This window comes from Longimicrobium sp., assembly GCA_036377595.1.
Taxonomy (GTDB): domain Bacteria; phylum Gemmatimonadota; class Gemmatimonadetes; order Longimicrobiales; family Longimicrobiaceae; genus Longimicrobium.
The window spans coordinates 1-16,961 of the sequence record DASUYB010000105.1 but is presented as its reverse complement, the minus strand read 5'-3'; the positions used below and the strand labels follow the sequence as shown (position 1 = coordinate 16,961).

Sequence of the window (16,961 nt, the reverse complement as noted above, 5' to 3'; positions counted from 1 at the left end):
GGACTGCGTGTCGTTGTAGCCGCGACTTCAGTCGCATTGTCCGCAACCGTCCCGATCCGCCTATCCCCGCCGCCGCCGTCTTCCGCACGTCGTACGCAGGCCCTTGGGCGCGGAGGCGTTGGGGAAGAGCGAGTGAGCCGTCTCGGCGGCGGCGCGGCGGACGTCGCAGCTGGCGCCGCTGCGCGCGAGCTTCATCTGGATGCGGTAGCTCCCCGGGTCCAGCCGAGCGGCCTGCCGCAGGTCGGCCACGCGACTGGCGCCGTCGTACACGCCCATCGCCAGCAGCTGCGCGGCGCTCTTCACGGTGAACGCGCCGAAGACGGCGAGGGCGAGCAGCATCCCCAGCGCGCGCACGGGAAGGGGAACGCGCACGTCCCACTTCCCCGGCTCGGTGGCCGAGAGCGCGCCCAGCGCGGCCCAGATCAGGAGCGACGGGAGCGCCAGCAGCAGCACCGCGTCGAACGCGCCGACCACCACCGCGCCCGCCACCATCGCCGCCAGCGCGAGCGCGGCGAGGCCCTCGTCCGCGTCCCGCGCGGCGCGCATGCGGTGCAGCGCGGCGATCCCCAGGCCGACGAAGGCGAGCACGAGCAACGCCGTGGCCGCGATCCCCCGCTCCGCCACGAACGCCACCCAGTCGCTGCTGGGCCAGGGGTTCGACGTGGTCCCCGGCTCGTTGTCGTTCATCGACGGGTCGCGACGCGGCGCGAACTCGGGGTAGTGCACCGGCCAGTTCCCCGGGCCGACGCCCAGGAGCGGGTGGTGCACGGCCATCTTCATCGAGTTCTTCCACTGCAGCAACCGCCCGCGGCCGCTCCCCTCCTTCGCGTTCACCAGCCCGGCGGCGGTCTCGGCGTACGGGTTGTCGCTGGCCCAGTGCAGCGTGTTGGGGAGCGAGACGACGGCCACCGCGCCGCCGCCGGCGCACACCAGCAGCAGCATCAGCCGCGACCAGTGCCGCAGGCTGCGGCGCGCGGGCGGCACCAGCAGCCAGCCGACCAGGAAGATGGCGATCACCGCGGCCACCCCCAGCCACGCCGCGCGCGAGCGGGTGAGGACGAGGGTGCCGCACACCATCGCCACCCCGAGCGCGCCGAGGATCGTCCCCAGCAGGCGGTAGGCGCGCAGCGCGCAGAGGAAGAGGACGGGAAGGCCGAAGGCGCAGAGGTGCGCCACGAAGTTGCGGTTCCCCAGCGTGCCGCCCGGCGCCCGGTTCAGCGAGAAGAAGTCGGTGCGCACGCCGTACGTCTGCGCCAGCGACATCCCCGCGCCCACCGCCACCGCGGCGGCGATGGCCACCAGCAGCGGCCGCCCCAGCCCCGCGCGCGCCAGCGACCGTGCGGCCCAGAACACCGCGATTCCCGACGCGGTGACGGCCAGCGCGCGCACGCCGTTCCACGGGTTCTGCGCCAGCGCGGCGCTCGCGGCGCTCAGCAGCAGGAAGCCGCCCAGCAGCAGGTCCACCCGCGCGAGCTGTGCGCGCCGCGCCGCGCCCAGGCAGAGCACGGCCGCCAGGAGCGCCGCCAGGTTCAGCGTCAGCTCCTTGGGGATGAAGAAGCGGTCCAGCTCGAACGACTTGTACGTGGCCGCCGCCAGAACCGCGAGGATGCACGCCGCCTGCAGGATGCCCAGCGCCAGCCGCTGCGCGGGCGACGCGGCGACGGGGCGTCCCTGCTCGTCGGCCTGCGCCAGGCGGCCGAAGGGTTTGCGTGCGGCTTGGGTCGACATCGGGGCGTGGACGGGGGATGGGCGGCGGAGGACCGGGTTGCAGCGTAGCGCGGCGCCGTGCGTCTGTCCAGCCCGGGATTCGAGGATTGCAGGAGGTGATGGGTCACCGCGACACCCATGGTGTCATCCTGAGGGCGCGCCGCTGAGAACCGGCGGCCGCAAAAAACTCCGGCGCGACCGAAGGATCTGATCCGGGCGGAGAGATGCCGGATTCTCTGCGCGAGACCTGCCTCGCTCCTTCCCAGGCAAGATCCTTCGGCAACCGTCGAGTCAGGTGCGGATGCGAGTTCGGCGCACGGCTGCCTCAGGATGACACGCAGAGGGGTGTCGCGCTGAAATCAGTGTCGTGCCCGCGCGAGCAGCTCGCTGCACGTCGTCGGGCGCTCGTCCGTCGGCTCCTCGGTGAGAATCTCCAGCCGGTCCTTCAGCGCGTCGGTGATGACGACCAGCTCGGGATCCAGCCCCTCGTCGTCGTCCTCCTTCTCCTCGCGCTCGCCGGAGTCACGCACCCAGACGGCGTCCACGCCGGGCCAGCGCGCGACCAGGCGGCACCCCTCCTCGGGGCCGAGCACGTAGAGCGGCGTCGCCAGTGCCTCGGACAGGATGCCGCTGGGGGCGATCACCGAGACGGAGACTACGCCCCGCGCCGGCTGCCGCGTACGCGGGTCGAGGACGCGTGAGTAGCGCATTCCCCCTGCTTCGAAGAACTGCCCGTCGTCTCCCGACGTGCTGACGGCGCCACCGTCGATGCGCACCGCGGCGAAGACGGACTCGGGATCGCGGGGATCCTTCAGCCCCATCGTCCATCCGGGATGGACCGGCGGCGGGCCGAGCACGCGGAAGTTGCCGCCCAGGTCGACCACCGCCCGCGCGATCCCCGCCGCCCGCAGCGCCTCGATCCCCCGGTCCACCGCGAATCCCCGAGCGATCCCACCGAGCTCCAGCCGCATCCCCCGCCGCGGCAGCGAGACGCGGCGCGACGCGCGGTCGAAGCGCACCTGCCGCCATCCCACCAGCGGCGCGATGGAATCCTGCACCGATTGCGGGGGAACGGCGGCCTGCTGGCGATCGAATCCCCAGGCATCCGCCAGCGGCCCCGCGGTCACGTCCAGTCCCCCGCCCGACGCGGCGGCGATCGCGAGCGCCGAGTCCAGCACCTCCGCCGTCCACGCGGAGACGATCGTCGCCGAATCCGTCCCCGCGCGGCGGTTGGCGGCGGCGAGATCGGCGGAGATCAGCGAATCCGCACGCAGGACGGCGACGCGCGCGGCCTCCATCGCGGCCAGCGCGCGCGTGGTGTCCGCGTCCCACACGCTGATCCCCAGCATCGTCCCCATCGCCGGCCACGCGCGCACCACCGGCGCGGGCACCGAGTCCTCCGCGACGTAGCGCTGCCCGCCGGTGGACACGGGCGCGGGCGACGTCCGCGGCGGCACGCACGCGGCGAGCGCGACCCCCGCCGCGAGGACGATCGGGCGCGCCAGATGCCGCGCGCGGTGAACCACATCTCCTCGAGCGGTACGATGATGAGGACGAAGAAGCACGAGACCGTCAGCGGGTTGCCGTGAATTTGAGGAACGACGCGGCGCACAGCGCAACCTTGAGGCCGCGTGCAGCTCCTTGCACGGATGCTGGGGGCGGGAGTCCGCGAAGGCGGACTTCGGGCCGTTGTTGCCGCGAATTCATTCGCCCGTCCGTCGCCGGCGCCGCGGACGAGATCGGCGCCACGCGCGCTCTCACCGCTCCGTGATTGTCACTTCATGTCGGCTGATGAATGACGATGGGACTGACCGCCTCACCCCTGTCCCGCCGCCGCCGCAGGGAACATGAGTTCCGCCGTGATTTTCATCTCCCCCACTGCAGGAATCCGCGGATTTGCTGTAGATTGGGAAACCGACGAGCCGTGCCCACGGTGGCGTGTTGGTTGCGGTGCGGCCTCGGCGGACGCCGCGGGAGCCATTTCCGCGGCGAACGCTCGCATCGGCAGAGGTCCCCATGCATGCCCCGCTCCCGCTCCACCGCCGCGCGCGCACCTGGTACGGCCATCGCAGCGCACCCCAGGAGTCGCTCCGCCACCCCGCCCCGCTGCCGGCTGCGCCGCGCATCCCCGCGCTGAGGATCGCCCCGCTACCGGCCCAGATCCGGAAGGCACCAGTCGACCGGCGCCTGACCGGCCTGCTGTAGGGCCGCGTTGATGGCCGTGTACGGGCGGCTGCCGAAGAAGCCCCTCTTCGCCGAGAGCGGGGAGGGGTGCGCCGCCTTGATCACCGTGTGCCGCCCCGCGTCGATCAGCGCCTCCTTCTTTCCCGCGTAGCCGCCCCACAGCACGAACACTACCGGCTCCGGCCTGGCGTCGACGGCGCGGATCACCGCGTCGGTGAAGGTCTCCCACCCCTTCCCCTTGTGCGAGTTGGGCTGCCCCTCGCGCACCGTCAGCACCGCGTTCAGCAGCAGAACCCCTTGCTCCGCCCAAGGCACGAGATAACCATTGTCGGGGACGGGGCACCCCGCGTCGTCCCGCAGCTCGCGCAGCATGTTGCGCAGCGACGGCGGCGGCGTGATGCCGGGCCTCACCGAGAACGCCAGCCCGTGCGCCTGCCCAGCCCCGTGGTAGGGGTCCTGCCCCAGGATCATCACCCTCACCCGTTCGTACGGCGTAAGCTCCAGCGCCGCGAACACCTCGCTCTCCGGCGGAAACACGGCCTGCGTCCGCCGCTCGCGGTCCACGAACTCGCGCAGCTTGGTCCAGTACGGCTTTTCCAGCTCGGCGTCCAGGTGCGGGCGCCACGACTTGGGCAGGGGAAGCTTCATCGCCATCCATCCGGTCCGGGGTGATGCGCGCGGGTGATGCAAGCGTGATTCCAACATGCACGGAGTAGACGTAGGATGCCGCGCCGGTCACCGGCATTCGTCCTGCAAATCCACGAAGACGGCGGGCCGCGAATCCGGGGGGAACACCCGGCGCGCGGCGACGGGTATATTCCAAGGAAGGGCGACACACGTCCCACCCAGGAGGGAGGCGATGATCAAACCCAACGTTCGGGCGAGCTTCGGCAGGCGCGAGGCCGAGCTCCTGCTGGCGGTGGTCGGGCCGGGGGGCGAAGAGCGGCTGCGCGAGGAGGGGCTGGACGCGCTGCTGGACGACGTGGGCGTGCTCCGCGAGGTGCTGCGCCGCGGCGGGATCAGCCGCGCGCCGGCGCCGCTGGTGTTCTACCTGCTCGTGCGGCATGCCCTGCTTCAGCGCGATCTGCACGACCGCCAGCTGGCCGACTACACCGCCGCCGTGCTGCTGGAGTTCGGCATGCAGGGGCGCGCCGGCCGCGTCGACGGCGGCGAGGGGGAGCCGTTCACCTACCTGGCCGACATCCTGGCCGCCATCGAGCGCGCCCGCGGCGAGCGCGAGTTCCTGCTGCGGGTGCACCTGGGCAACTACGCGCTCTGGCTGGCGGGGATGTTCCCCGACCACATCACGCACCGGGTGCAGCGCCGCGCGGCGCCGCCGATCTCGTACTTCGACGCCATGGGCGCCACCGGCTTCCGCACCGCCGCGGCCGACGAGCTGGCGCTGCGGCACGGGCTGGGCGACCTGTTCCTGCGCGTCTCCGACCGCTTCGCCGACGTGCGCTCGGCGCTCAACTCGCTCTCGGACGGGGTCTTTTTCCCCGGCGCCAGGGACCCCGTCGACCGCCTCCTCCGCCAGGTCACCGACGACTTCCGCCGCAACTTCGGGGAGTAGGGGAGATCGGGCGGTTGGATGCTCGTGCATTGGGCAATGTGCCGGATGCCGTTAGATTCCGGGTCGACAGCCGAGAGGAGGATTTCGTGGCGCCGGTATCTGTGAGCGGGAATCCGTATAGTGTGAACGTAGAGGATGGCAAGATCGTCATCCGTATGGATTCGGATGCGATCAGCGCAGAGGAAGTCTCCGATTTCCTCGACTATCTCTACCTCGAAAACGTACGCCGGAAGGCCTCGTTGAGCGACGAGCAAATTGCCGAGCTCGCGGATGAGGTCGACCGAGCCGTGTGGAAGCGTCTTCGCCCCATGGTCGAGGAGAAGTTGCGTGCTCGCTGACGACGAGCCGGTCGTCGTCGACACGAACATCCTCTTCTCGACCTTGCTCGGGAGAGCGGGCCGCATCCTCAACACGTTCTTTCTCTCCGAGCGCCGCTTTGTCATCGGTGAAACGGCGCTCGTAGAGTTGTTCGAGCATAAGGAAAAGATCCTCAAGTCATCCAAGCTTACGCCGGATGAGGTCGCGGGCATGTATCATCGGATGCTGCGGCGCATCGAGATCTACAAGGAGGATTTGATATCGGTGGAACATTGGGAGCGGGCGGCGGAGCTTTGTGGTGGAATTGATGCCGATGACGTTCCGCACATCGCGTTGACGCTTGCTTTGGGTGGCAGGCTGTGGACGGGAGATGGCGTGCTCCGAAGAGGCTTGGAAGCTCGTGGGTTCAGCCGTTTCTTCTCCCCGGAAACCTGATTTGAGTGACTGTATGGGCCCGTCGAGCGGCCCATTCTCGTCTCAGGCCATGTACATGTCAGCAGGGTCAGCAGAGAACTGCAGTTGGCTGCAGTTGTTCTCTCTGCTGACCCTGCTGACTCTGCGTCAAATAAAGTTGTTCAGATGCCGTCTGATTTACTCCGCCGCCGGCGCTGGCTCGGGCTCGACGTGCGTGGTTTCAGGGAGGATGATCGTACCGGTGTCCTCGAAGCGGTAGAAGCGGTCGAACACCACCTGCAGCACCACCGCCACCGGCACCGCCACCAGCGCGCCGATGATCCCCTTGGCCTCGGCGCCGATGAACAGCGCCAGGATGATGGTGAGCGGGTGCAGACCCACCGCGTCGCCCACCACCTTGGGATACAGCACGTGGCTCTCCACGTTGGCGACGATGATCTCCAGCACCAGCACGGCCAGCGCGCGCCACGGCGAGATCGTGACCGCCACCAGCATGGCGATCGCCGTTACCGTCGCCCCGCCGACATAGGGGATCAGCTCGAGCACCGCGCCCGCCACGCCCAGCGACAGCGCGAAGGGCACGCCGAGCAGCGCCAATCCCACCCCGAAGAAGACGCCGAAGAACGCGCCCACCAGCAGCTGCGCGCGCACCCAGTGCCCCAGCCGCCCGCTGATCTCGCGCGCCAGTTCCTGCACCGTCGGCCGCGAGCGCGGAGGGAAGAAGCGCGCGAGGAAGCGCGGGGCGAAGTTGGCGTCGGCGCTCAGGAAGAAGCCCACCACCAGCACCAACAGCGAGCTCACCAGCACGCCGGTGACCGCCTTTCCCACCCCGACCAGGATGCGCGGCACGCCGGCGACGATCGACCCGACCTCGCCGCCCAGCTTGCGCCCCAGCTCGCTGGTGGAGATCTCGCCCACGCCGGGGATGCTGAAGCGCTCGTTCCCGGCCAGGTCGCCCACCTGTTGCGCGATCCTGGGCAGGCTGTCGGCCAGCTGGCTGCTCTCCTCCACCAGCACGGGGACGAGCAGCGCCACGGCGGACACCAGCACGCCCAGGATCGCCAGGTAGATGGCGAAGATGGCCACCGAGCGGGGTAGCTTCCACCGCTCCAGCCGGTCCACCAGCGGGTCGATGCCCACGGCCAGGAGGATGGCCAGGAAGAGGATGAACAGGATCTCGCTGAAGCCGACGACCAGCCACACCAGCCCCAGCGCCGCCAGAAGGATGGCCACGGCGCGGCCGGTGATGCGGATGGTGATGACGCGGGGGATCATGTCGGAAGCGGGGCTCGGGTCGGGTTGCGGCGGGCGTCCATCGAGGGCAGAGGTACGGTAGCGTTCGCGCCGGGGGATGAACAGATTTGCGGAGATCGGAGGTGATGAGATCTCCCTCCATTCGCGGCCTATCTCGATCTTGATCCCTCTGATGATGATCCGCGCTCGATCCATCTACGCCACCGCTGCGCTCGTCTGCATTACCTCGTCCGCGTCGGCGCAGGCGCGCTGCGACCCGGCGCAGGCGATCGCGCGCGTCGATCACGTCCCCGTGGCGGTGCGCGACCTGGACGCGGCCGCGCGCGACTTCGCGGCGATGGGGTTCAGCTTCAAGCCGGGGCGGCCGCACCCCAACAGCATCCTCAACCAGCACATCAAGTTCCGCGACGGCACCGAGGTGGAGCTGATCACCGCCACCGAGCCGCGCGACAACCTGGCCCGCTACTATATCGACTTCCTGCGCGAGGGCGAGGGCGGCGCCTTCGCCGCGTTCGACGGCGCGGCGGACAGCGTCCTCCGCGCCATCCACGCGATCGAGCCCGGCGCGCGGCTGGAGCCCGGCTCGTACGCGGACGGCGTCGGCTTCCCGGCCGGCCATCCCCTGCGCTACCTCTTCTTCATCCGCTACCGCTCGCGCCCGATTGACCTCCCCGAGCAGGTGACGCACGCCAACACCGCCGCACGCCTACGCGCCGTCTGGCTGCGCACGCCCGATCCCCGGCGCGAGCAGCGGATGCTGGAGCGGCTCGGCGGGTGCGCGTCCCGCACCGTCCTGCCGGGCGGCGAAGCGCGCGAGGTGCGGCTGGCGAGCACGAGCGTCTACCTGCTCCCGTCGCGCGGGCGGCGTATGGTGGCGGGGGTGACGCTGGAGGTCGCGAACCTGGCTGCGGCGCGGCAGGCCCTCCATCTCCCCGCCGATGCGGCCATGAGCGGCCGCGATTCGCGCGGGGAATGGCTGCGCGTCCGGCCGGAGCGGGCGCACGGCATCTGGCTGGAGCTCCTCCAGCCTGCGGATCGATAAAGGGAGATTTCGAGAGCGGAGCCTATTCGGACGTCTCGGCGAGCTCGCCGATCCAGCGCGGGGCAGGGGTGTTGCGGCGGCGGTAGAGGTCGACCGCGCGGGTGGCCAGCGCGCGCATCAGCTTCTCGCAGTCCTCGTCCGGCAGCCCGGGGACGAGGCGCGCGAAGAGCGGCCTGGCCAGCGCCAGCTCCGGCTCGTCTTCCACCGGCGGCTGGGTGACGTACCAATCGAGGAGCTTCTTGCGGGTGGCGGGGCGCGGGGCGGCGCCGTTGAGGAACTTCAGCAGCCCCGCCGGAGAGCGGCCGATGTCGCGCTCCAGCGTGTACAGCGAGGTCTCGTCCTGCTCCCACGCGCGCTGCAGCGCGGTGCGGAGGACCTCGTCCGAAGGTATGCCGCGGCCGGGCGCGCCCATTCAGGCCCGCCCGTCCGTAAACGCCCGGTGGCGTTTACCATGTGAACCGCCAAGATAAATACACTGGGTAGCTTATGAGCCGGAACACGCGCCTGCAAGTGTCTACTTGTTGATTTTCGCGGATAACGTGCCGCGTCCCGTTCGTCCGGCCTGCATCTCGCATGGCCCGCGCGACCGATCGACCCTTTTCACGGGAGATGCGAGTGGTGCGCGAAGTGACGGATCAGCAAGGAGTTCGCTGGAGCTGCGTGGAAGCCTACGCCGGCCTCTCGCCGGACGGCAACGGCGGCGAGGCGGCGAAAGCCGACGGCGCGGGCGAGCGATTTCGCGTGGTTTGCACGCCCAGCGGTGGCGCGAAGTCGGTGGAGCTGCGGCTTCCTGGCGGCTGGGAGGAGTCGCTGCCGGACGACGAGCTGCTGAGGGAGATCGAGGCGGCGAGAGACGACGGCGGAAGTGCGTGAGTGCGTAAGTGCGGAAGTGCGCTGGATCGCCGCGCGGGATCAGCATCAGCGCGACGATCCCGCGCACTCATGCACTTCCGCACTCACGCACATTCCCCGCGAATTGATTCCCCACGAATTGCGCTTTATCGTAGGCACCCCCCGTCGCGGCTCCCACCACCCCGCGATCTCCGGCGATCCCTCCAACCAGCCGAGTCCCGTCTCATGAACCGGAGGATTTTCGTCCCGCTCGCCGCCGCAGCGCTCCTCACGTCCCCCGCGGCCGCGCAGCAGCGGGGCGAGCCACGTGGGCTGCCGCCGTTCCGCGCGCCGTTCGATTCCACGCTGCTGGTGCCCGCGCTGCGCGCCCGCAGCATCGGCCCGGCGGTGATGGGCGGTCGCGTGTCGGACGTGGAGCTCGATCCGAGCGATCCCTTCACCTTCTACGTGGGGCTCGGCACGGGCGGGATCATGAAGACCACCGACAACGGCGCCACCTGGTCGGCGATCTTCGAGCACGAGCGCGTGGCCGCCATCGGCGACATCGCCGTCTCCCCCTCCGACCCCAAGGTGATCTGGGTCGGCACCGGTGAGGCCAACGACCGCAACAGCGTGAGCTGGGGCGCCGGCGTCTACCGCTCCACCGATGCGGGCGCGACCTGGCGCAGCGTGGGCCTCGCGCCGACGCGGATGATCAACCGCGTGGTCGTCCACCCCACCGATCCCCGCACCGCGTGGGTCGCCGCCACGGGTGACGTGTGGACGCCGGGCGAGCGCGGGTGCTACCGCACGACGGATGCGGGCGCGACGTGGCGCAAGACGCTCTCCGCGCCCGCGCCGTACCAGGACCGCGTCGGCTGCGGCGACATCGCCGTCGACCCAAAGAACCCGAACGTGCTGTACGCGGCGCTTTACGCGCGGCGGCGCACGCCGTGGTCGTTCGCCGCGGGCCCGGACGCCACCGACGGGCGTGACCTGGGCGGCATCTTCAAGTCCACCGACGGTGGCCAGACGTGGCGCAAGCTGACCGCGGGACTTCCGACGGGAACGGGGCGGATCGGGCTCTCGGTCTACGCCAAGGACCCGCGCATCCTCTACGCCGTCGTCCAGAGCGACGCCTCGGGGACGAGCAACATCGACGACGTGCACAGCAAGAGCGGCGGCGTCTTCCGCTCGGACGACGGCGGCGAGCACTGGACGCGGATGAGCAACCTGAATCCCCGTCCCTTCTACTTCTCGCAGATCCGCGTGGACCCGGAGAACGACAGGCGCGTGTACGTGCTCGGGTTCATGCTGCACGTCTCCGACGACGGCGGCCGCACCTGGCGCGAGGACCTGTTCAAGAACGTGCACGCCGACAACCACGCGCTGGCGATCGATCCCCGCAACACCAATCGCCTGCTGCTGGGCACCGACGGCGGCATCTACCAGAGCTACAAGAAGGGCGAGGGGTGGGACTTCATGAACCGCTTCGCGGCGGGCGAGTTCTACCGCATCCAGGCAGACTCCTCGCGGCCGTACCGGATCTGCGGGGGGCTGCAGGACAACCTGAACTGGGTAGGCCCCAGCCAGACGCGCAGCAAGGAGGGGATCGCCAACGCCGACTGGATCAACATCCAGGGCGGCGACGGCTTCTACTGCTTCTTCGACGCGCAGAACCCCAACGTCGTCTTCGCCGAATCGCAGCAGGGCTACGTGCACCGCTTCGACCTGCGCAGCGGCGCGGTGAAGGGGCTGCGTCCCGAGCCGGCCGAGGGGCAGACGGGCTTCCGCTTCCACTGGAACTCGCCGCTGATCCCCAGCCGCCACACGCCCGGCGTCGCCTACCTGGCCGGCAACCGCGTCTTCCGGCTGACGGACAACGGCGAGACCTGGCGCGCGATCTCGCCCGATCTCTCCGCGCAGATCCTCGAGCGCATCCAGACCACCGGCAGCGGCGCGGAGAGCTACGGCGTGGTCTACACGCTCGCCGAGAGCCCGCTTCGCCGCGGCCTGCTGTGGGCGGGGACGGACGACGGCAGGCTGTGGATGACGGAGGACGAGGGCGCGCACTGGACCGACCTCACCCGCAACCTTCCCGCGGCGGTGCGCGGCGAGTGGATCAGCCGCGTGGAGCCGGGCCACTTCGACGCACGGGTCGCCTATCTGGCGGTCGATGCGCACCGCAGCGGGAAGTTCGCGCCGCTGGCGTACCGTACGGCGGACGGGGGGCGGACGTGGGAGAGCGTGGCCGGCAACCTCCCGCCCGACGGCCCGGTGAAGGTGCTGCGCGAGGACGTCAACAACCCCAGCCTGCTCTTCGCGGGGACGGAGTTCGGGCTCTTCGCCTCGCTCGACCGCGGGCGGACGTGGCGGAGGATCGGCGACCTGCCGACGGTGGCGGTGGACGACATCCTCATCCACCCGCGCGACCTGGACTTGGTGGCCGCCACGCACGGCCGCTCGCTGTACGTGATCGACGACATCCGCGCGCTGGAGATGCTGGGCGACACGGCGCGGGGGAAGGACGCGGTGCTCTTCCCCATCCGCCCGGCCACGGGGTTCGAGCCGTTCCCGGGATGGGCGGACAGCGGAGGCAACGGGGTGTTCCGCGGCGCCAACCCACCTGCCGGCGCGCTGATCACCTACTACATCCGCCGGCTGACGGGCGACGAGGTGAAGATCAGCGTGACCGACGCGGCGGGCGCGACGGTGGCCAACATCACCGCGCCGGGAGTGCCGGGGCTGAACCGCATCAACTGGGACCTGAAGCAGAGTAAGGACCTGCTGACCGAGTACGGTGGCGAGGGCCAGCGCTTCGTCCGCACCGGCGACTACACCGTCACCCTCACCTACGGCAGCGTGAAGGAGACGCAGAAGGTGCACGTCGACATCCTGCCTGGGCTGGAGACGCGGTAGGGCGTCGGCCGGCGGGGGATCGAAACGAACGGGCGGGGTGCTGCGCGCTACCCCGCCCGTTTTTCGCCATCGGTGACACCAGCGCGACGCGACTCCCCTCACCTGCGTAATTCACCAAACCGTGCTGACTTCTCTGTTTATCTACAAGTGAGAAGTCTACGTTCCATCCCCATTTCGCCATCGTAAACAATGTTGATTTCTGCTGGTGGTGCAAGTAGATTCTTTGGATGAGCAGACCTCGCGTCTATGTCGAGACCACAATCCCGAGCTTCTACTTCGATGAGCGGCAGGCGCCGGAAATCGTCGCGCAGCGCCATTGGACGCGAGCCTGGTGGGACATCGCGCCCGCTCGATACGAGCTCGTAACGAGCGTGACCGTGTGGGGAGAGATTTTCCGCGGGCCCGATCATCGTCAGGGTGATTGGATTCAGTTTCTTCGGCAAATCCGGCTCCTTCCCCTCGTACCGCGACTCAGGGGGATCGAAGACACCTACATCGCGCAGAAGCTCATGCCCGCTGTCCGCGACGGCGATGCGCTTCACCTCGCGTTCGCATCGTACTACGCATGCGACTACCTGGTTACGTGGGACTACCGACACCTCGCGAACGCGAACAAATTTCAACACGTCCGGCGTGTGAACACAAAGCTGGGCTTGGCAGTCCCGACGATCGTGACCCCGCGAGCGCTGATGGGAGGACGCGATGATTGACGAAAACGATCCCGATGCTCCGCTGAAGGAGATCTGGGAAATCCGCCGCCGAATCGCGGAGGAGTTCGGACACGACCGCGATAAGTACTATGCCTACCTGCTGGAGCTGCAGAACTCTCCGGAGCTACGCGACCTGGTCATCACGAAGGAAGAACTCGATCGGAAGCGGAAGAATCCTGCTGCTTGAGAGGATTGTCGCCCTTCGAGCAGCTGCATTCACAGCACCTTGGTGCACGCAGGTGCCGACTCTGCCACTCCTGAAAAATGCTGGCGAGGGTCCCATGAAGGCGACCGACTGCTCCGATCCCGTGGTGGATGAGATCCGGCGGATCCGCCGCCAGATCGCCGCGCGGCACGGCAACGATCCCAAGCGGCTCGTGGAGCACTACATGGAGTACCAGAAGCAGTTCGCGGATCGACTGGTGCCCCCGCCGGACGCGTCGGGAGCCACCTTGCGCTCGTAAGTAGGAGAGGCGTGGGGCCCCAACCTCATCCATTCAAGCGGCTTGACGACCGCTCCGGACCCGGAGCGGTCGTTGACGTTTTCGCCCTTGGCCCGCGATGGTTACGGGGTGGCGGTGTGCTTCACCGCCTTGATTTCACCCGGTGATCGGCGATGGACTTCAAGCGGTTCGAGCGGCGGGCGCGGGAGATCTTCGATGCGATCCCGGCGGAGCTGCGGCACGGGGTGGAGTACGTCGCGGTCGAGCGGCGGGCGGTGCCGCACCCCACCATGCGCGACGTGTGGACGCTGGGCGAGTGCGCCACCGGCGAGTACGACCCCGGCGGCGCCCGGCCCGACGAGATCCGCTCGGGCGTGCACCTGTACCACGGTTCGTTCCGCGAGCTGGCCAGGATCGACCCGGACTTCGACTGGGAGGCGGAGCTGTGGGAGACCATCACCCACGAGATCCGCCACCACCGCGAATCGGCGGCGGGCGAGGACGCGCTGGAGGAGCTGGACTGGGCCGAGGACGAGAACCTGAAGCGCCGCGACGGCCGCGACTTCGAGCCGTTCTTCTACCGCGCAGGCGAGCCCGTCTCCGACCATGCGTGGGAGGTCGACGGCGACCTGTTCGTGGAGCGCGAGATCGGCCGCGACGAGTTCGAGCGCGGCGGCCGGATCACCGTCACAATCGACGGCGAGGAGATCGGCGTGCCGTTGCCGGACCGGCTCGGCGACGTGCACTTCCTCTACGTGGACGGGGTGTGGGACGACGACGTGGACGTCGCCGTGGTGCTGGTGCGGCGGCGCGGCGGGTGGGAGCAGCTCGGCGCGCTGTTCAGCGGCCGGCGCCCCGAGGTGCTGCAGTCGTCGATCGACTACGGCGAGCGGGAGGATGAAGCGGCGGACGGCTGACGCGGCTCCGCGATCATCCGCAGCCCCGTGGGGCGGAGGGTGATGAGCGGCTGGCGGCCGACCTCCGCGTCCGGCGCGTGGCGCAGGCGCCAGCGCCGGGCGACGGTCGCCAGCACCAGGATCCCCTCCGTCCACGCGAACCCCTCGCCGATGCACTTGCGCGGGCCGCCGCCGAACGGGAAGTAGGCGAAGCGCGCCCGCTCGGCCTCCATCTCCGGCGTCCATCTCCCCGGATCGAAGCGCTCCGGCTCCGCCCACCAGCGCGGGTCGCGGTGCGTGATCCACGGGCTCACCAGCACCACCGAGCCCGCGCGGATGCGGTATCCCCCTGCCTCGAACGCCTCCAGCGGCTCGCGCCCGATGGTCCACGCGGGCGGGTAGAGCCGCATCGACTCGGCCAGCATGGCGCGCGTGTACGGCAGCCGCGGCAGATCCTCCACACTCGGATCCCGGCCGGCGAGGACGCTGTCCAGCTCCGCGTGGAGGCGCGTCTCGGCGCCGGGATGGAGCGCGAGGAGGTGCCAGGTCCAGGCGAGCGCGTTCGCCGTGGTTTCGTGGCCGGCGAGGAAGAGGGTCAGCGCCTCGTCGCGGAGCTGCGTGTCCGTCATCCCTCCGCCGTCGCCCTCCTCGTCGCGCGCGGCCAGGAGCATGGACAGCAGGTCGCCGCGGTCCTCGCCGCCGCGGCGCCGCTCGTCGATCATGCGGAAGATGGTGGCGTCGAGCCGCGCCGCGGCCCGCTTCACCCGGATGGTGGTGGGGAGCGGCAGGCGGTCGAGGAGGGGGCCGAGGGGATTGGTCAACCGCTTGAACGCCTCCAGCGCCGTGGTCAGCGCGCCGCCGATCTCGTCCGCCTCGGCCTCCACGTCCGCGCCGAAGAGCGTCTTCCCGGCGATGGCCAGCGTCAGCCGGTTCATCTCCCGCGTCACCTCCATCTCCCGTCCGGAGATCCAGCCCTCCGCCATCCGCGCGGCGTAGCCCACCATCGTCTCGCCCAGCGCGGCGATGCGCTCGCGGTGGAAGGCGGGCTGCGCCAGACGCCGCTGCCGCAGGTGATGCTCGCCCTCGCTGGTCAGCAGCCCTTCGCCGAGTACCACGCGGGCGCGCTGCAGCGCCTTGCTCTTGATGAAGTTGCGGTGCTGGGTGACCAGGACGTCGCGGACCAGGTCGGGGTGCGCCAGGAGATAGAGCCGGCGCGGGCCGAAGCGGAAGCGCGCCACGTCACCGTAGCGGCGGTGGACGCTCTCGAGGAAGGCGAGGGGATCGCGGCGGAAGCGCGCGAGGTGCGCGAAGGGGAGGCCGCGCGTGGGCGGGCCCGGCGGCTCGGGAAGCAGGAGCGCGGCGCCGGATCCCGCGCGCGGCGCGCTCCCGCTCCCCGTCATGCTACCGCGAGCAGCAGGCGTGGATCGCCGAGCCGATGCGGCCCCACCGCGCCGCCGTCAGGAAGTGCGGGAAGGGCGAATCCTTCTCGGGGTCGACGCTGAAGTAGATGAACAGCGGCTTGCCGCGGATCACCTGGCGCGGGATGAAGCCCATGAAGCGCGAGTCCAGCGACTCGTCGCGGTTGTCGCCCATCACCCAGTAGCTGTTCGGGGGGACGACGACGGGGCCCCAGTTGTCGCGCGTGGGGTGATAGCCGGGCTTGTCGACGGAGGAGACGAGCGCCGGGAGATGGTTGTGGTAGCCGTAGCGCTCGGGGATGACCTCGGGCGGCACGCCCACGCGCCCATCGAAGCCGATCTCGGCGTCGGGGGTGCCGGAGCGCTGCACGTACGGCTCGTCGAGCTTCCTGCCGTTGCGATAGACCGCGCCGTCGCGCCCCTGCAGGGTGTCGCCGGGGATGCCGATCACCCGCTTGACCACGTCTTCCTCGGGGTGGTTGTAGGTGGGGCGGAAGACGACGATCTCGCCGTGGCGCGGGTCGCGGAAGCCCGGAACGCGCCACCCGGTGAACGGAATGTGCGCGCCGAAGACGGCGTTGTTGGCCATCAGGTAGTCACCCACCAGCAGCGTCTGCTCCATGCTGTTGGAGGGGATGGAGTACGCCTGGATCAGGAAGGTGCGGATGACCAGGAAGAGCACGATGGCGGCGCCGATGGACTTGGCCCACTCGAGCGCCTCGTTCTTCTTCTTCGCGTCCGGCTTGTCCTTGGCGGTGGCCTTGGAGCGCGCCGCGGCCCGGGTCTGAGAGGTCGACACTGTGCTCACGCATGCGGTGGATGCGGCCCGCCGGGAGGGTGGGGCGGGGCCGAACGAATATCCGCCGGACGGCAGGTGCGCACAAGCCGCCGGCCCGGTCCAGTACGCCGCGCCAAGCCGAAAGTTTCGCCGTGGCAGGGAGATAGGGGCAAGATATGCAGGATCGGACGCTGATCATTATCCCCCGCGCTGGCTCGTCCTGAGGCCGACCGAAATCCGGGAATCTTGATTGATCGCCCGCTGACGTCATCCTGAGGCCGGTCAGACCGTAATCAGCGTCTGCGCAAGCGTTTGCAGGCCGAAGGATCTATAGGTAGTGACTCTACTCATCAGTGATGAATTCTCCGAGTCAGGAATTCCTCCCAGGTCCAGACGTGGCCGCTCAGCCCGATGGCCATTGCGGGGGTTCGCTTGCGGTAGCGGTGCCCCTTCGGCAGGTCGGATGCCTGCTCG

At 69.7% G+C, this 16,961-nt stretch carries 17 protein-coding genes; 10 read left to right on the top strand and 7 right to left on the bottom strand.

Annotated elements, in window-relative coordinates; genetic code table 11:
* Window positions 1-60: 60 nt before the first annotated feature.
* The 3 genes from VF092_17515 to VF092_17505 form a co-directional block, all read right to left on the bottom strand.
* Window positions 61-1,728, bottom strand: a complete 1,668-nt coding sequence (locus VF092_17515) for an O-antigen ligase family protein (GenBank protein ID HEX6749102.1) — start codon at window positions 1,726-1,728, stop codon at window positions 61-63.
* Window positions 1,729-2,066: 338 nt separating this feature from the next.
* Window positions 2,067-3,233, bottom strand: coding sequence for an FAD:protein FMN transferase (locus tag VF092_17510; protein ID HEX6749101.1), 1,167 nt, complete (start codon window positions 3,231-3,233; stop codon window positions 2,067-2,069).
* 622 nt (window positions 3,234-3,855) lie between these two features.
* Window positions 3,856-4,539, bottom strand: a complete 684-nt coding sequence (locus VF092_17505; GenBank protein HEX6749100.1) for a uracil-DNA glycosylase — start codon at window positions 4,537-4,539, stop codon at window positions 3,856-3,858.
* Between the two features lie 211 nt (window positions 4,540-4,750).
* Between VF092_17505 and VF092_17500 the strand changes: the two genes are divergently transcribed.
* From VF092_17500 to VF092_17490, 3 genes are all read left to right on the top strand, one after another.
* A complete protein-coding gene (locus VF092_17500) occupies window positions 4,751-5,464 on the top strand; it encodes a hypothetical protein (GenBank protein ID HEX6749099.1) in 714 nt (237 codons plus the stop codon).
* Window positions 5,465-5,550: 86 nt separating this feature from the next.
* Window positions 5,551-5,802, top strand: coding sequence for a hypothetical protein (locus VF092_17495; GenBank protein ID HEX6749098.1), 252 nt, complete (start codon window positions 5,551-5,553; stop codon window positions 5,800-5,802).
* Window positions 5,792-6,217 carry a PIN domain-containing protein gene (locus VF092_17490; protein HEX6749097.1) on the top strand — a complete coding sequence of 142 codons (426 nt, stop codon included), beginning with the start codon at window positions 5,792-5,794 and terminating at the stop codon, window positions 6,215-6,217. Before VF092_17495 ends, VF092_17490 begins: the two co-directional genes overlap by 11 nt.
* 156 nt (window positions 6,218-6,373) lie before the next feature.
* On the opposite strand, the gene VF092_17485 is transcribed toward VF092_17490, so the two are convergent.
* The gene (locus tag VF092_17485) at window positions 6,374-7,471 is read right to left on the bottom strand and encodes an AI-2E family transporter (GenBank protein HEX6749096.1); all 1,098 of its coding nucleotides are present in this window, start codon (window positions 7,469-7,471) and stop codon (window positions 6,374-6,376) included.
* 154 nt (window positions 7,472-7,625) lie between these two features.
* Between VF092_17485 and VF092_17480 the strand changes: the two genes are divergently transcribed.
* A complete protein-coding gene (locus VF092_17480; protein HEX6749095.1) occupies window positions 7,626-8,492 on the top strand; it encodes a VOC family protein in 867 nt (288 codons plus the stop codon).
* Window positions 8,493-8,514: 22 nt separating this feature from the next.
* On the opposite strand, the gene VF092_17475 is transcribed toward VF092_17480, so the two are convergent.
* Window positions 8,515-8,904 carry a hypothetical protein gene (locus VF092_17475; GenBank protein HEX6749094.1) on the bottom strand — a complete coding sequence of 130 codons (390 nt, stop codon included), beginning with the start codon at window positions 8,902-8,904 and terminating at the stop codon, window positions 8,515-8,517.
* 248 nt (window positions 8,905-9,152) lie between these two features.
* Between VF092_17475 and VF092_17470 the strand changes: the two genes are divergently transcribed.
* From VF092_17470 to VF092_17445, 6 genes are all read left to right on the top strand, one after another.
* Entirely contained in the window at window positions 9,153-9,365 is a 213-nt protein-coding gene (locus tag VF092_17470) for a hypothetical protein (GenBank protein ID HEX6749093.1), read from the top strand.
* A gap of 204 nt (window positions 9,366-9,569) precedes the next feature.
* A complete protein-coding gene (locus VF092_17465; GenBank protein ID HEX6749092.1) occupies window positions 9,570-12,242 on the top strand; it encodes a hypothetical protein in 2,673 nt (890 codons plus the stop codon).
* A 227-nt stretch (window positions 12,243-12,469) separates the two neighbouring features.
* Window positions 12,470-12,952, top strand: a complete 483-nt coding sequence (locus VF092_17460) for a PIN domain-containing protein (GenBank protein ID HEX6749091.1) — start codon at window positions 12,470-12,472, stop codon at window positions 12,950-12,952.
* Window positions 12,945-13,139, top strand: a complete 195-nt coding sequence (locus tag VF092_17455; protein ID HEX6749090.1) for a hypothetical protein — start codon at window positions 12,945-12,947, stop codon at window positions 13,137-13,139. Before VF092_17460 ends, VF092_17455 begins: the two co-directional genes overlap by 8 nt.
* A gap of 94 nt (window positions 13,140-13,233) precedes the next feature.
* Window positions 13,234-13,416 carry a hypothetical protein gene (locus tag VF092_17450; protein ID HEX6749089.1) on the top strand — a complete coding sequence of 61 codons (183 nt, stop codon included), beginning with the start codon at window positions 13,234-13,236 and terminating at the stop codon, window positions 13,414-13,416.
* A 152-nt stretch (window positions 13,417-13,568) separates the two neighbouring features.
* On the top strand, window positions 13,569-14,312 hold the full coding sequence (locus VF092_17445) for a hypothetical protein (protein ID HEX6749088.1): 744 nt from the start codon (window positions 13,569-13,571) through the stop codon (window positions 14,310-14,312).
* Here VF092_17445 and VF092_17440 read toward each other — a convergent pair.
* Entirely contained in the window at window positions 14,276-15,691 is a 1,416-nt protein-coding gene (locus VF092_17440) for a cytochrome P450 (protein ID HEX6749087.1), read from the bottom strand. The two genes, VF092_17445 and VF092_17440, sit on opposite strands and share 37 nt — an antisense overlap.
* Window position 15,692: 1 nt before the next feature.
* Complete coding sequence (gene lepB / locus VF092_17435; GenBank protein ID HEX6749086.1) at window positions 15,693-16,508, bottom strand: signal peptidase I; 816 nt, start codon at window positions 16,506-16,508, stop codon at window positions 15,693-15,695.
* Window positions 16,509-16,961: the final 453 nt, after the last annotated feature.